We start from the raw sequence: 12,391 nt of genomic DNA, 5'->3' as shown, positions 1-12,391 counted from the left end.
ACGTGGCTTCCCTCCCCTCAGGAGCCCCTCGTGTCCCTGCGCGTCGCCATGCTCAGCGTCCACACCTCCCCGCTCCACCAGCCCGGGACGGGGGACGCCGGCGGGATGAACGTCTACATGGTCGAGCTGTCCCGTGCCCTGGCCGAACAGGGCGCGGAGGTCGATCTGTTCACCCGCTGCCGGGGCGAGGGCCTGCCGCCGCTCGTCGAACTCGCCCCCGGTGTGCGGGTCCGGCATCTGCACGCGGGGCCGCGCGAGGCGCTGCCGAAGGAGGCCATGCCGGATCTGGTGGTGCCGTTCTCGCTGGCCCTGCTCAAGGAGGAGCGGCGCTACGACCTGGTCCACTCGCACTACTGGCTCTCCGGGCAGGCGGGCCGGATCGCCTCGGTGGGCTGGCGGATCCCGCTGGTGCACACCGCGCACACGCTGGCCCGGGTGAAGAACGCCTCGCTCGCCGCCGGCGACACCCCCGAGCCGGAGCTGCGGGTGCGGGGTGAGTACCAGGTGGTGGGCGCCGCCGACCGGCTGATCGCGAACACGGCCGACGAGGCGGAGGCACTGCGCTCGCTGTACGGGGCGGAGGGGGAGCGGACCGAGGTCGTACGCCCCGGGGTCGATCTGCGGACCTTCCACCCGGGCGACGGGCGGGCGGCGGCGCGGGCCCGGCTGGGGCTTCCGGCGGACGCGTTCGTGCCGTTGTACGCGGGGCGCATCCAGCCGTTGAAGGGCCCGGACGTGCTCGTGCGGGCGGTGGCCGAGCTGCTGCGGGACTCTCCCGACCTGCGCCGCCGGCTTCTGGTGCCGGTGGTGGGAGGGCATTCGGGCGCGACCCGTGAGGGGACGGCCTGGCAGCTCGCCGGGGAGCTGGGGGTGACCGATGTGCTGCGGTCCTGCCCGCCCGTGCCGCAGGAGCGGCTCGCGGACTGGTTCCGGGCGGCGGACGTCCTGGTGGTGCCCTCGCGCAGTGAGTCCTTCGGTCTGGTGGCCCTTGAGGCGCAGGCCTGTGGGACTCCGGTGCTCGCGGCGGCGGTCGGCGGGCTTCCGACGGCGGTGTGGGACGGGGTGACGGGGCTTCTGGTGCACGGTCACGATCCGTCGGAGTACGCGCGGCGGCTGCGCTGGCTCGCGGCGCACCCGGAGGCGGTGGAGACGATGGGGGAGGCGGCGGTGCGCCATGCGCACGGGATGAGCTGGCGTGCATCGGCCGAGCGGACCGTCGAGGTGTACCGGGGGGCGCTGGCGGAGACGCGCCGGCCGGTGCTCTTCGGTGGGGATCGGGTGGTGGGGCAGGGGCGGCGGCACGCCCCTGCCCCGACGGCCCCTCTCTCCTGGAGGAACGAGAAGGCCGTAGCACAAGTCTAGCACCTCTTTTGGTTCGACCAAAGATATGGGGGGCTCCGGATGCACCAATTCCGTTGTACGGATGGCGGATTGACGCATCCACGCCATGGCGGGTCCACGCAGAGACGATCCCTGGATTCGTTTCGGGGGCGGGGACAGAATGGAGATGTCTTCAGGGAACGCCCGGCGGCACGGGCCCCCGGAAGGCGGAATTCACATTCCAAGTCCTGGAGGAATCATGTCCGTTGCGCAGACCACCGGCATCCGCAAGACCGTCCGTCAGCTCCTGGTCGCGGTGGCGGCCTGTACCGCCGTCGCGGGCGGCGCCACCTTCGCCATCGGCTCCGACGCCGACCACCCGGTCGCCCCCCAGACCGTCGCCGGCGTCGCCGAGGACAACGGCTGGCCGGTCATCCCCCCGAAGCCGACCCCGACCAACTGACATCACCCCTCGGGAAATTCACCCCGCGGATTCCCCTCGGGCACGCCCCGGAATTCTTGAGCCGCCAGGCCCCGCAATCGCTGCCACGATTGTGGGGCCCCGGTATTTCCCCCCGCGCCACGGCCGGCCGTGAATGCGGCGGTCAGTCCAGCCAGCCGAGCCGCACCGCACGCGCCCCCGCCTCGAAACGGCTCGTCGCGCCCAGCTCCTGCATCAGCTCCGAAATCATCCGGCTGACCGTCCGCAGCGACACCCCGAGCGTCCGCGCGATCCGCTCGTCCTTCATCCCCGAGGCCAGCATGAGCAGCGCCGCACGCTGCTGCTCCGAGAGGCCGTCGCCCCCGGCCTCCGCGGTCGTCTCGTTCCCGTACGGCGTCGCCGTGTGCCAGCAGTGCTCGTACAGACTCAGATACGGCCGCACGAGCGCGCTGCCCCGCGCCAGGATCGCGCCCTCGCCCGGCTCCTCGGGGCGGATCGGCACCAGGGCGAACTGCTGGTCGGCGATGATCAGGTTCATCGGGACGACGGGCGCCAGGCGGATCTCCACACCCAGCTCCGCCCGCTGCCCCAGGAACTTCTCCATCTCCGGGTCCGTGGCCTCCTGCCGGCCGTAGATGGCCCGCACCCGCACCCCGTTGGCGATCTGCCGCCGGTCCCGGTCGAGCATCCGGTCCGGGTTCTGCCGCCCCGGCGTCCCCGGGTGCAGCGCGGCCGAACTCTCCTGCATCACATCGGTGATGTCCTCGATGGCCTGCTGGATCCTGCGGTAGTCGGTCAGCGCCTCGACGTGCGCCTCCGCCCGGGTGAGCGCCTCGGCCCGCAGATAGGAACCCGCGAGGATCTCCAGAGTGCTGTACGCCTCGTCCGCCTCCGCCAGGTGCTCCCGCAGCCGCTCCCGCTCACGCTCCAGGAGCCGCAGCAGCGCGATCTCCGGGTCGATCGCCGCGACCGTGTCCGTCTCGGAGCGCCAACTGCCGTCCTGCACGGCGGCGATGGTGGCGTGCGCCTGCCCCGTCGGCACGATCAGGCCCAGGGTGAGGAGTTCGCCGCGACATCGCTCGTACTCCTCCGGAGCGAGCCCGAGTTCCCTGCGGACCTCCTCGAAGTCCGAGACGCCCCGGCGGCGCAGCTCCTGGTACACGGCAAGGAGGACTTCGGTCGTGTCCTCCCCGATGCCGTCGCCCGCAGTGACCATGGCGAAGTGACCCCCTCATCCTCCGAGTCGCCCCGCCCTCACCTTGTCATACGGCTCGGCGGGAGTCCGTCGTGCAATGCCCGTACCCGTACCTGCGCCTACCGTGTCGCACAGGAACTCCTTGGGCTAGACCCCCTGTTCGGATCCCTCGCCGTCGAGCAGGCCGAGCCGGGCCGCCTTCACCCCGGCCTCGAAGCGGCTCGCCGCGCCCAGTTCCTGCATGACCTCCGAGAGGAGCCGGCTGACCGTCCGGAGCGAGACCCCGAGGCTCCGTGCGATCTGTTCGTCCTTGATCCCGGAGGCCAGCATGTGCAGCGCGGCCCGCTGCTGGTCGGACAGTCCGTCGCCACCGCTCTCGCGGGGCTCCTCGCCGTACCGGGCGGCCGCCTGCCAGCAGTACTCGTAGAGCGCGAGGTAGGAGCGGACGAGGCCGGGGCCGCGGGCCAGGATGGTGGGCGAGTCCGGGTCGTGCGGGTCGGTCGGCAGCAGGGCGAAGTTCTCGTCGGCGAGGACCATGTTCATCGGGACGACGGGGGAGAGGCGCAGCTCCACCCCGAGCGCGGCCCGTTCGGCCAGGTGCTGGGTCATCTCGGGTACGGTGCCGACCCGTCGGCTGTACATGGCGCGGACCCGCACGCCCCGGTCGGCCCGGCGGCGGTCCCGGTCCAGCTCGGCGGCCATGTCCTCACGCCGGACGGACCCGGTGTGCATGACGTGCACGGCGGTACGGACGGACTCCGTGAGCTCCGTCAGCTCGCGCAGCACCCGCTGCGGGTCGGTGACGATCTCCACCTCGACCTCGGAGCGGGGGGCGGCCCCGGCGCGCAGGAAGGGTCCGGCGAGCGCTTCGAGGGCGGTGTGCGCACGGCTGGTCGCGGCCAGCCGGTCCTGGAGCCGGTCACGCTCCCGGCGCAGCAGCCGCAGCAGGGCGACGTCGGGGTCGACGACGGTGGGGACGGCGGAGCGGGCGCGGCTCTCCGGGTCCCGGGGGGTCTCCGGTCCCGACGGGCCGCGAGGGGTGTCCGGTGCCGAAGGCTCCTGAACGGTGTGCGGTTCCGAAGGGTCCTGAGGGGCTGTGAGTCCTAAGGAGGCGAGTTCCTCGCGACATCGCTCCCGCTCTTCGGCGGTGAGCTCCAGGCGGTCCGCGGCCTCGTCGAAGGCGGTGCCGGGGCGGGCGCGGAGTTCCTGGTAGACGGCGAGGGCCTGCTCGCTGCCCACGCGGGACACGGCGGCGTTTCTGGACACGGCGCAGCAGACTCCCCTCGGATCCGGCGGACCCTGTTGAATCGCCCCGCTAGACCCTGCCACAAAATCGAACGACACGCACGGAGTTGACCGGCGACCCGGTCCGTGGGCGGGCGTCGGCTCGCGCGGTCCTGACTGCGGCTCAGGCGGCGGGGGCGCTCGCCCGGCAGTCGGGGCACAGGCCCTTGAAGACGACCTCCGCGTCCTCCACCCGCCACTTCGGCAGGGCGCCCTTGGGCGGGGCGGGCGCGGCGGCCGCGACGTTCTCCACGCGGCCGCACACCGTGCACAGCGCGTGCTGGTGTGCCGGTCCGGAGATCTCGAAGACCGCGGGCAGGCCGGGCCGGTCGAACTTGCTGACCAGGCCCGTCTCCTGGAAGTGCCGCAGCATCTCGTACACGGCCTGGCTGGTCAGCGTGCCGAGCCGCTCGCGGGCGGTCGTGGTGATCGCCTCGACGTCGAGATGGCCGCCGGCGGCGAGCACCGTGAGCACCTCCAGGCGCGGGCCCGTGACCCGCAGCCCGACGTCGCGGAGGCGCTGGATCACCGCCTCGCGGCCCGTCAGCTCTTCCACGACTGCCATCTTCTCCGCCCGCCACCTGGTCGGCTCAAACTTTTGTGGGCATCGTACCTCTTGCTCGTCAACCTCGTCAGGTGTGCTTGTCGACCTCGTCAGGTGCCTCCGGCCGTCCGTTCAGTCGTCCGTCCGGCACACGAGCAGCACGGACTCGGTCCGGTCGTCGATCCGGTGCCGCCGCCGACCCTCGACGTGCAGCCCCGCCGAGTGCAGCTCGGCCGCGAGCCGCTCGGGGTCCACGATCCACTTGTCGGTGGTCAGCACGACCCGCTCCGTGGACAGCTTCCCGGTCCTGACCGCGTAGTACGTGATCCGCTCGCTCATCGACGGCAGGTCGAAGACCTGCCGGGCCACCACCCACTCGTCGATGCCGTCGAAGCGCGGCACCTGGAACGCCCAGGTCCGCTGCGGCTCCGCGATCAGCCCCGGCAGCTGGTGCGCCGTGTAGTCGAGGGCGAGCGCCCCGCCCGTCTCCAGATGGGACGCCACCTCCCGCAGCAGCTCCGGCCGCCGCGCCGGGGGCACGGCGGTGACCATCGCGCCCGCGAGCAGCGCGAGCCGGTAGCTGCCTTCGAGCCGCAGCTCGGTGAGGTCCGTCCGGTGGGTGACGACCAGACCGGCCACCTGCGGACCGATCCGGCGGGCCCAGCTGTCGAGGCGCTCCAGGGCCGAGGCGTCCCGGTCCACGGCTTCCACGGCGAAGCCGTGCCGGGCGAACGGGACGGCGAGCCGCCCGGCGCCGGAGCCGAGGTCCAGAACGGGTCCGCCGGTGGAGCGGGCGAGGCTGAGGTACCGGACGATGTCCGCGCTGTGCGGGCCGAGCAGGGCGTCGTGCAGCCAGACGGAACTCTCGTCGGCGGAGGAGACGGATTCGAGCCCGGGAAGGGTGTCCGAGGTGACCCGGACGCCGGCCCCGGGAGCGGGCTCGTGCTCCCGGCCGTATCGGGACGGCAGGACCGGAGCGAGCGCTGCGGGCACGACGGGCAGGGAAGTGCCGCTCGGTGTGTGCATCGCTCCTCCAGGGGCTCGCTCGGTCCATGCCGTCCGGACGAGGCACCCGTGCCGCCGGGGACCGCGCCGCTGGACCCATCCTGACCTGGGGAGGGAACCCCGATCCACCGGATGGGGCTGCGTGAACACGCGATGGCGTGGATCTGCCACGCCCGGAGGCACGACCTACAGCGTGCGGCTCCAGCGTTTGGCGGAGAGGGCGGTGAAGCCGAGGTGGCCGTAGAACGGCAGCGCCGGGTCCGTCTCCGCGGGGAGCTCCACCCGCTGGTCCCGGGCCCCGAAGCTCCGCATCCGGTCCGTGGCCGCCGCCAGCAGGGCCGTACCCACGCCCCGGCGGCGGGAGCCGGACGCCACGGCCAGGGCGTACACCTCGCCCTCGCCCGGGACCGGGACGCCGCCCGCGGCGACGCCGACGACCGTGCCCTCCGCGTCGGTGGCCACGAGCCAGCCGAGCCAGCCGGGCGCGCCCCCTGGAATTTCAATTTCCGCTCGTATGCGGGGGAGTGCGCATTGTGCGGAGATCAGTCGCCGCATCGGGATTTCGTCCAGTATTCCCGCGTAGCTGCTCCGAATGACGTCGGCAAGCAGCCTGGATATCGTCGTCGCATCGCCGGCCGCGGCCGTCCGAACGCCAGCCAGCTGCATTGGTTTTGTACCCTTCGACGTGCCGAGCCCGATCCCCAACATACCCACAATAGCGGGGAATTCAGTTGTTCGTGACCGATGCGAAATCTACGAATTCGCTTAGTAAATAGGGCCGTTCGGCATGTCGGACGGGTGCTGAACCGAGTCAATTATCCGGGGAAGGAACAGCAGGCGACGATCAAGGGGGCCATCGCGAGCCCTGCGGCCGCGATGGTCGACAGGCCGCGCAGAACGGGATGTCCGGCGCTGTGCGGAGTGAGGATGCGCCGCATCCGCAGCGCCGCCGAGGGCCCGCCCGCGGCGAAGGCGGACTTGGGTGCCCGCCCCGACGCGAGCGCGTACAGCGCTGTGGCCAGCGCGTCCCGCGTACATCGGCGCAACGCCCGGTCGTCCGCGGCCATTTCGAGCAGCAGCGGTACGGAACCCCCGCCGTGCCGGGCGAGGGGGAGGCGCGGGAAGACGGCCGCGAAGGCCTCCGACGCGGCGACGAGGAGATGGTGCCGACCCGTGATGTGCGCCCGCTCGTGCGCGAGCGCCGCCGCGAGCTGGGCGGGGGTGAGGGTGTCCACCGCGCCCGAGGAGACCACGACCCGGCGGGAACGGCCCGGCAGGCAGTACACGGCGGGCCGCGCGTCATCGAGGACGGTGGCCCGCAGGGCGGGGTCGTACCGTCCGACGAGCCGCAGCACCCCCGCGTGCCGCACCCGCACCCGGCGGGCCCTGACCAGCCGGCGCACGAACGCGGCGGCGGGAATCGACAGGACGGCGAGGGAGAGCGAGAAGGCGAACCGCTCGCGCCCGTCGAGGTTCAGGAGCTCCTCGACCGTGGGTAGCTGGAAGGCGAACATCATGTCCGCCAGACGGTGGCTGCTCTCGCCCGACAGGACCAGCTGGGCGGGCAGCAGGGCGGTCGCGGCGGCGAAGGCGGCGCCGCAGGCGGCCCACACGCCGAGTGCGAGCCGGGGCGCCTGCTGTGCCCAGCGCGCCCGGACGAGCAGCCAGGGCACGAGGAAGCCGGTGAGCACGGCGAGCCCGAGGGGGACGAGGACGTGGTGGTTCACGTTCACGTGCCGCTCCCGCCGGGCTGCGGGTCGTGGTCGCCGCGGGCGGCGCGCAGGGCCGCGTCGAGGGCGTCCATGTCCTCGTCGGAGATGACCTCCACGAACCGCAGGAGGGCGGCGGGGCGGTCCTGGCTGTCGCCGAGCGCGTCCCGCATCAGGCCCGCGGTGTACTCCTCGCGGCTGCGGACGGGCTCGTACAGCCAGGCCCGGCCGGCCTTCTCGCGGCGGAGCCAGCCCTTGCGGTGCAGGATGTCGGCGACCGTCATCACGGTCGTGTAGGCGACGCGTCGTCCTCGATTGATGTCGTCGACGACCTCGCGGACCGTGGCGGGCCGCTGCCAGGCCCACAGTCGGTCCATGATCTCGGCCTCCAGCTCTCCCAGCCGGCGCACGTGCATCCCCTCCCCCTACGGGCGGCTCATCGTACGGGCCGCTCCCCTCGCCGAGGTATACCCCCCAGGGGTACGGTGGCGGGATGTCGACCCTCATGAAGACCCTTACGCGAAACCGCCCCTGCGCGAAGGCCTGCGACTCCGGTCTGCCCGGATCGGTGGAGCTGGTGCTCCTCCGGCAGCTGCTCGGCCTCTGTCTCCGGCTGAGTCTCACGCTGTCCGCCGACTGTCCTTCACACAAGGGCGGTTGATACCGGCCCACCGGTCCGGCACCTAGGTCATGTCCGGATCAGCCGGGCGATCGCCTTCGACGCCTCGCCCACCTTCTCCTTCGCCTGGTCCCCGCCCTGCGCGATGGCCTCCGTGACGCAGCAGCTCAGGTGCTCGTCGAGCAGGGCCACCGCGCAGGACTGGAGGGCCGCGTTGATCGCGGAGACCTGGGTGAGGACGTCGATGCAGTAGACGTCCTCGTCGACCATCCGCTGCACCCCCCTGACCTGGCCCTCGATCCGGCGCAGGCGTCTGATGATGTCTTCCTTGTGCTGTCCGTAACCGGCCACGACGGGCTCCTCGGAGATTCGGCGGGGAAGGGTGGGTCCGCCGGTGGAATCACCGGCGGACCCGTCGGGCAGTGGATGTCCGTCAGCGGTCGGCGGCCTGGAAGCCCCGCAGGCGCAGGCTGTTGCCGACCACGAAGACCGAGGAGAAGGCCATGGCCGCGCCCGCGATCATCGGGTTGAGCAGTCCGGCCGCGGCGAGCGGCAGGGCCGCCACGTTGTAGGCGAAGGCCCAGAAGAGGTTCGAGCGGATCGTTCCGAGCGTCTTGCGGGAGAGCCGGATGGCGTCGGCCGCGGCCCGCAGGTCTCCGCGTACCAGGGTCAGGTCGCCGGCCTCGATGGCGGCGTCCGTACCGGTGCCCATGGCCAGACCGAGGTCGGCCTGGGCGAGCGCGGCCGCGTCGTTGACCCCGTCGCCGACCATGGCGACCGAACGACCCTCCGCCTGCAGCTTCTTGACGACGTCGACCTTGTCCTGCGGCATGACCTCCGCGATGACCTCGTCGATGCCGACCTCGGCGGCGACGGCCTCCGCGACCGCCTTGTTGTCACCGGTCAGCAGGATCGGCGTCAGACCGAGCGCGCGCAGCCGCTTGATGGCCTCGGCGCTGGTCTCCTTCACCGCGTCGGCGACCTCCAGGACCGCGCGGGCCTCGCCGTCCCAGGCCACCGCGATCGCGGTCTTGCCGGCCTTCTCGGCGGTGTCCTTCGCGGACTTGAGGCCTGCCGGGAGTGCCATGGCCCATTCGTCGAGGAGCTTCTCGCGGCCGACGAGGACGGCGTGGCCGTCGACGATGCCCTGCACGCCGAGCCCGGGGATGTTGGCGAAGTCCTCGGGGGTGGGCAGCTTCCCCACCTTGGCGGCGGCGCCGGTGGCGACGGCCTGGGCGATCGGGTGCTCGGAGGAGTGCTCCAGGGCGCCCGCGAGCCGCAGGACGTCCTTCTCGTCCACGCCCTCGGCGGTGTGGACCTTGATGAGGGTCATCCGGCCGGTGGTGACGGTGCCGGTCTTGTCGAGGACGATCGTGTCGACCTTGCGGGTGGTCTCCAGGACCTCGGGTCCCTTGATGAGGATGCCGAGCTGCGCGCCGCGGCCGGTGCCGACCATGAGGGCGGTCGGGGTGGCCAGGCCGAGGGCGCAGGGGCAGGCGATGATCAGTACGGCCACGGCGGCGGTGAAGGCCGCGGTCAGCCCCTGCCCCGTACCCAGCCAGAAGCCGAGGGTGCCGAGCGCGAGCGCGATGACTACGGGTACGAAGACGGCCGAGATCCGGTCGGCGAGGCGCTGGGCGGCGGCCTTGCCGTTCTGTGCGTCCTCGACGAGCTTGGCCATGCGGGCGAGCTGGGTGTCGGACCCGACGCGGGTGGCCTCGACGACGAGACGGCCGCCGGCGTTCAGGGTGGCGCCGGTGACGGAGTCCCCGACGGAGACCTCGACCGGCACGGACTCGCCGGTGAGCATGGAGGCGTCGACGGCGGAGGAGCCCTCGACGACGGTGCCGTCGGTGGCGATCTTCTCGCCCGGACGGACCAGGAAGCGGTCGCCGACCTGGAGGTCGGCCGTCGGTACGGTGACCTCCTGGCCGCCGCGCAGAACGGTGACCTCCTTGGCGCCCAGCTGCATCAGCGCCTTGAGCGCGGCGCCCGCCTTCCGCTTCGAGCGGGCCTCGAAGTACCGGCCGGCGAGGATGAAGGCGGTGACGCCGGCCGCGGCCTCCAGGTAGATGTTCCCGGCGCCGTCGGTGCGGGCGATCGTGAACTCGAACGGGTGGGTCATCCCCGGCGTACCGGCGGTCCCGAAGAACAGTGCCCACAGGGACCAGAGAAACGCGGCGATGGTGCCGACCGAGATCAGCGTGTCCATGGTGGCGGCGCCGTGCTTGGCGTTGGTCCAGGCGGCGCGGTGGAACGGCCAGGCGGCGTACACGACGACCGGCGCGGCGAGCGTGAGGCTCAGCCACTGCCAGTACTCGATCTGGAGCGCCGGGATCATCGCCATGGCGATGACCGGCACGGCGAGCGAGACGGCGGTGACCAGCCGCTGCTTGAGGGGCAGCAGTGCCGCGTCGGCCTTCTCCTCGTCGGAGGGGCCCTCCGGAGCGCCGGGGGCCTCGGTCTCGGGGGGCGCGGGCTCGGCGGCGGTGTAGCCGGTGGCCTCGACGGTGGCGATCAGCGCGGCGACGTCGATGTCGGCGTCGAAGGTGACCTTGGCCTTCTCGGTCGCGTAGTTGACGGTGGCCTCGACCCCGTCCATCCGGTTGAGCTTCTTCTCGATACGGGCCGCACACGAGGCGCAGGTCATGCCGCCGATGGCGAGCTCGACCTGGGCGGTGCCCGGTGTCGTCGTTGTCATAGCTCCTGCTCCTCGTACGTGCGGGTTCGGGGGCCGGGGCCCGGGTGGGACGGGGCGGGCCCCGGCGGCCGAGGGAAGGCCCTGAGCGGGCTGTAGGTCAGGCGCGGCCGGTGAGCTCGTAGCCCGCGTCGTCGACCGCCGCGGTGATCGCCGCGTCGTCGGGCTCGCCGCCCGTGGTCACGGTCACCAGACCGCCGGCGACGTCGACGTCCACCGAGATGACGCCGTCGAGCGCGCTGACGGACTTGGTGATCGCGGACTTGCAGTGGCCGCAGGTCATGCCGGAGACGGCGTAGACCGTGACGGTGCTGTCGGCGACCGCGACGGCGGTGGCCTCCGTGGTCGAGCAGCTGTTGTCGGGGGTGCAGCAGGAGCCCATGGCTTCTCCTCGGTCGAATCCGGTTCAGTGGATACCCTCGGGGGGTATCGGCTTCTGGTTCCATGTATACCCCCCTGTGGTATCCGACGCAAGCAGATCCCCGACTTGACTTGATACCCCCCAGGGGTATGGTGAAGTGCATCGAACGGCCACCGCCGGCCGCCACCACCCACGTACGGGAGAGCAGCCATGAACACCGGAGTGAAGATCACTGCCTATGCCGCCGCGCTCGCCGCGACCTTCGGGGCCGCGTACGGGGTGGGCAAGGGCGTCGGCCCCGTCGAGGAGCCGGCGAAGGCCGCGCACGGGGAGCACGCGGCCGCGTCGTCCACCCCCTCGAAGAGCGCGGCGGCGGACGGGCACGCCGGACACGAGGAAGGTGCCGCCGACGGCACGGCGGCCGCCCCCGCCGCCGACACCCCCGGCGGCCTCCAGGTCTCCGAGGGCGGCTACACCCTGGCCATGGAGACCCCCGTCCCCGCCGCGGGCAGGAGCACCCTGAAGTTCTCGATCAAGGACGAGGCCGGCAAGAAGGTCACCGCGTTCACCACCGAGCACGGCAAGGAACTGCACTTCATCGTCGCCTCGCGCGACCTCAACACCTTCCGCCACCTGCACCCCGTGAAGGCGGCCGACGGCACCTGGTCGGTGGCCGCCGACCTGCCCGCCGCGGGCGGCTACAAGGCCTTCGCCGACTTCAAGCCCGCCGCGCCCGGCGCCAAGGGCATCACGCTCGGCGTCGACCTCTCCGTACCGGGGGCGTACGCGCCGAAGCCGCTGCCCGCCGTCGCCCCGACGTCCACCGTCGACGGCTACCAGGTCCGCCTCGGCGGCACCCTGGACCCCGGCAAGGCCGGCGAGCTCCGGCTCACCGTCACCAAGGCGGGGAAGCCCGTCACCGACCTGGAGCCCTACCTCGGGGCGTACGGACACCTCGTCGCCCTGCGCGACGGCGACCTCGCCTACCTCCACGTGCACCCGAACGAGGGCGGCCCCGGTCCGGACGTCTCCTTCACGGCGACGGCGCCCAGCGCGGGCACGTACCGTCTGTTCCTCGACTTCCAGCACGAGGGCAAGGTGCGGACGGCGGCCTTCACGGTCACCACGGGTGGCGGCAAGGCACCCGTTCCCGCAGCCGATGAGGCCACGCACGATGCGGGAGAGCACGCGCACGGATAGGCTGGCCATTGGAC

General features: G+C 72.3%; 14 protein-coding genes. 4 read left to right on the top strand and 10 right to left on the bottom strand.

Annotation, left to right across the window (positions count from 1 at the left end):
- Positions 1 to 48: 48 nt before the first annotated feature.
- Together mshA and OG259_RS18640 are read left to right on the top strand one after the other, a co-directional pair.
- A complete protein-coding gene (gene mshA, locus OG259_RS18645; RefSeq protein WP_328947119.1) occupies positions 49 to 1,362 on the top strand; it encodes a D-inositol-3-phosphate glycosyltransferase in 1,314 nt (437 codons plus the stop codon).
- A 217-nt stretch (positions 1,363 to 1,579) separates the two neighbouring features.
- A complete protein-coding gene (locus OG259_RS18640) occupies positions 1,580 to 1,783 on the top strand; it encodes a hypothetical protein (RefSeq protein WP_328943293.1) in 204 nt (67 codons plus the stop codon).
- 142 nt (positions 1,784 to 1,925) lie between these two features.
- Here OG259_RS18640 and OG259_RS18635 read toward each other — a convergent pair whose 3' ends face one another.
- From OG259_RS18635 to OG259_RS18605, 7 genes are all read right to left on the bottom strand, one after another.
- Positions 1,926 to 2,978, bottom strand: a complete 1,053-nt coding sequence (locus OG259_RS18635) for a helix-turn-helix transcriptional regulator (RefSeq protein WP_328943292.1) — start codon at positions 2,976 to 2,978, stop codon at positions 1,926 to 1,928.
- A 126-nt stretch (positions 2,979 to 3,104) separates the two neighbouring features.
- Entirely contained in the window at positions 3,105 to 4,223 is a 1,119-nt protein-coding gene (locus OG259_RS18630; RefSeq protein WP_328943291.1) for a helix-turn-helix domain-containing protein, read from the bottom strand.
- 142 nt (positions 4,224 to 4,365) lie between these two features.
- Positions 4,366 to 4,806: a Fur family transcriptional regulator gene (locus OG259_RS18625; protein WP_266894922.1), complete on the bottom strand. Its 441-nt coding sequence runs from the start codon at positions 4,804 to 4,806 to the stop codon at positions 4,366 to 4,368.
- Positions 4,807 to 4,917: 111 nt separating this feature from the next.
- The gene (locus OG259_RS18620; protein ID WP_328943290.1) at positions 4,918 to 5,811 is read right to left on the bottom strand and encodes an SAM-dependent methyltransferase; all 894 of its coding nucleotides are present in this window, start codon (positions 5,809 to 5,811) and stop codon (positions 4,918 to 4,920) included.
- 165 nt (positions 5,812 to 5,976) lie between these two features.
- Positions 5,977 to 6,252 carry a GNAT family N-acetyltransferase gene (locus tag OG259_RS18615; RefSeq protein ID WP_328943289.1) on the bottom strand — a complete coding sequence of 92 codons (276 nt, stop codon included), beginning with the start codon at positions 6,250 to 6,252 and terminating at the stop codon, positions 5,977 to 5,979.
- A gap of 353 nt (positions 6,253 to 6,605) precedes the next feature.
- Positions 6,606 to 7,523: a M56 family metallopeptidase gene (locus tag OG259_RS18610; RefSeq protein ID WP_328943288.1), complete on the bottom strand. Its 918-nt coding sequence runs from the start codon at positions 7,521 to 7,523 to the stop codon at positions 6,606 to 6,608.
- Complete coding sequence (locus OG259_RS18605; RefSeq protein WP_328943287.1) at positions 7,520 to 7,909, bottom strand: BlaI/MecI/CopY family transcriptional regulator; 390 nt, start codon at positions 7,907 to 7,909, stop codon at positions 7,520 to 7,522. Before OG259_RS18605 ends, OG259_RS18610 begins: the two co-directional genes overlap by 4 nt.
- Positions 7,910 to 7,992: 83 nt before the next feature.
- On the opposite strand from OG259_RS18605, the gene OG259_RS18600 reads away from it, so the two are divergent.
- Positions 7,993 to 8,160 (top strand): hypothetical protein, encoded by a 168-nt coding sequence (locus OG259_RS18600; protein WP_328943286.1) that lies wholly within the window; start codon positions 7,993 to 7,995, stop codon positions 8,158 to 8,160.
- 27 nt (positions 8,161 to 8,187) lie between these two features.
- On the opposite strand, the gene OG259_RS18595 is transcribed toward OG259_RS18600, so the two are convergent.
- The 3 genes from OG259_RS18595 to OG259_RS18585 all read right to left on the bottom strand — a co-directional run bounded on the left by OG259_RS18595 (position 8,188) and on the right by OG259_RS18585 (position 11,198).
- Positions 8,188 to 8,469, bottom strand: a complete 282-nt coding sequence (locus OG259_RS18595) for a metal-sensitive transcriptional regulator (RefSeq protein ID WP_189834861.1) — start codon at positions 8,467 to 8,469, stop codon at positions 8,188 to 8,190.
- 82 nt (positions 8,470 to 8,551) lie between these two features.
- Complete coding sequence (locus OG259_RS18590) at positions 8,552 to 10,819, bottom strand: heavy metal translocating P-type ATPase (RefSeq protein ID WP_328943285.1); 2,268 nt, start codon at positions 10,817 to 10,819, stop codon at positions 8,552 to 8,554.
- A 97-nt stretch (positions 10,820 to 10,916) separates the two neighbouring features.
- A complete protein-coding gene (locus tag OG259_RS18585) occupies positions 10,917 to 11,198 on the bottom strand; it encodes a heavy-metal-associated domain-containing protein (protein WP_116159589.1) in 282 nt (93 codons plus the stop codon).
- A 189-nt stretch (positions 11,199 to 11,387) separates the two neighbouring features.
- Here OG259_RS18585 and OG259_RS18580 point away from each other — a divergent pair, with 189 nt between their 5' ends.
- The gene (locus OG259_RS18580; RefSeq protein ID WP_328943284.1) at positions 11,388 to 12,377 is read left to right on the top strand and encodes a hypothetical protein; all 990 of its coding nucleotides are present in this window, start codon (positions 11,388 to 11,390) and stop codon (positions 12,375 to 12,377) included.
- Positions 12,378 to 12,391: the final 14 nt, after the last annotated feature.

It is taken from the genome of Streptomyces sp. NBC_00250 (genome assembly GCF_036192275.1).
Taxonomy (GTDB): domain Bacteria; phylum Actinomycetota; class Actinomycetes; order Streptomycetales; family Streptomycetaceae; genus Streptomyces.
Note: the sequence above shows the minus strand (reverse complement) of the source record. Positions and strands in the feature narration are given on the sequence as shown.

Excerpts from the sequence above, each read along its gene's own strand:
- mshA (WP_328947119.1), top strand. The coding sequence starts at position 49 with ATGCTCAGCGTCCACACCTCCCCGCTCCACCAGCCCGGGACGGGGGAC.
- OG259_RS18640 (WP_328943293.1), top strand. The coding sequence starts at position 1,580 with ATGTCCGTTGCGCAGACCACCGGCATCCGCAAGACCGTCCGTCAGCTC.
- OG259_RS18635 (WP_328943292.1), bottom strand. The coding sequence starts at position 2,978 with ATGGTCACTGCGGGCGACGGCATCGGGGAGGACACGACCGAAGTCCTC.
- OG259_RS18625 (WP_266894922.1), bottom strand. The coding sequence starts at position 4,806 with ATGGCAGTCGTGGAAGAGCTGACGGGCCGCGAGGCGGTGATCCAGCGC.
- OG259_RS18620 (WP_328943290.1), bottom strand. The coding sequence starts at position 5,811 with ATGCACACACCGAGCGGCACTTCCCTGCCCGTCGTGCCCGCAGCGCTC.
- OG259_RS18600 (WP_328943286.1), top strand. The coding sequence starts at position 7,993 with ATGTCGACCCTCATGAAGACCCTTACGCGAAACCGCCCCTGCGCGAAG.
- OG259_RS18590 (WP_328943285.1), bottom strand. The coding sequence starts at position 10,819 with ATGACAACGACGACACCGGGCACCGCCCAGGTCGAGCTCGCCATCGGC.
- OG259_RS18585 (WP_116159589.1), bottom strand. The coding sequence starts at position 11,198 with ATGGGCTCCTGCTGCACCCCCGACAACAGCTGCTCGACCACGGAGGCC.
- OG259_RS18580 (WP_328943284.1), top strand. The coding sequence starts at position 11,388 with ATGAACACCGGAGTGAAGATCACTGCCTATGCCGCCGCGCTCGCCGCG.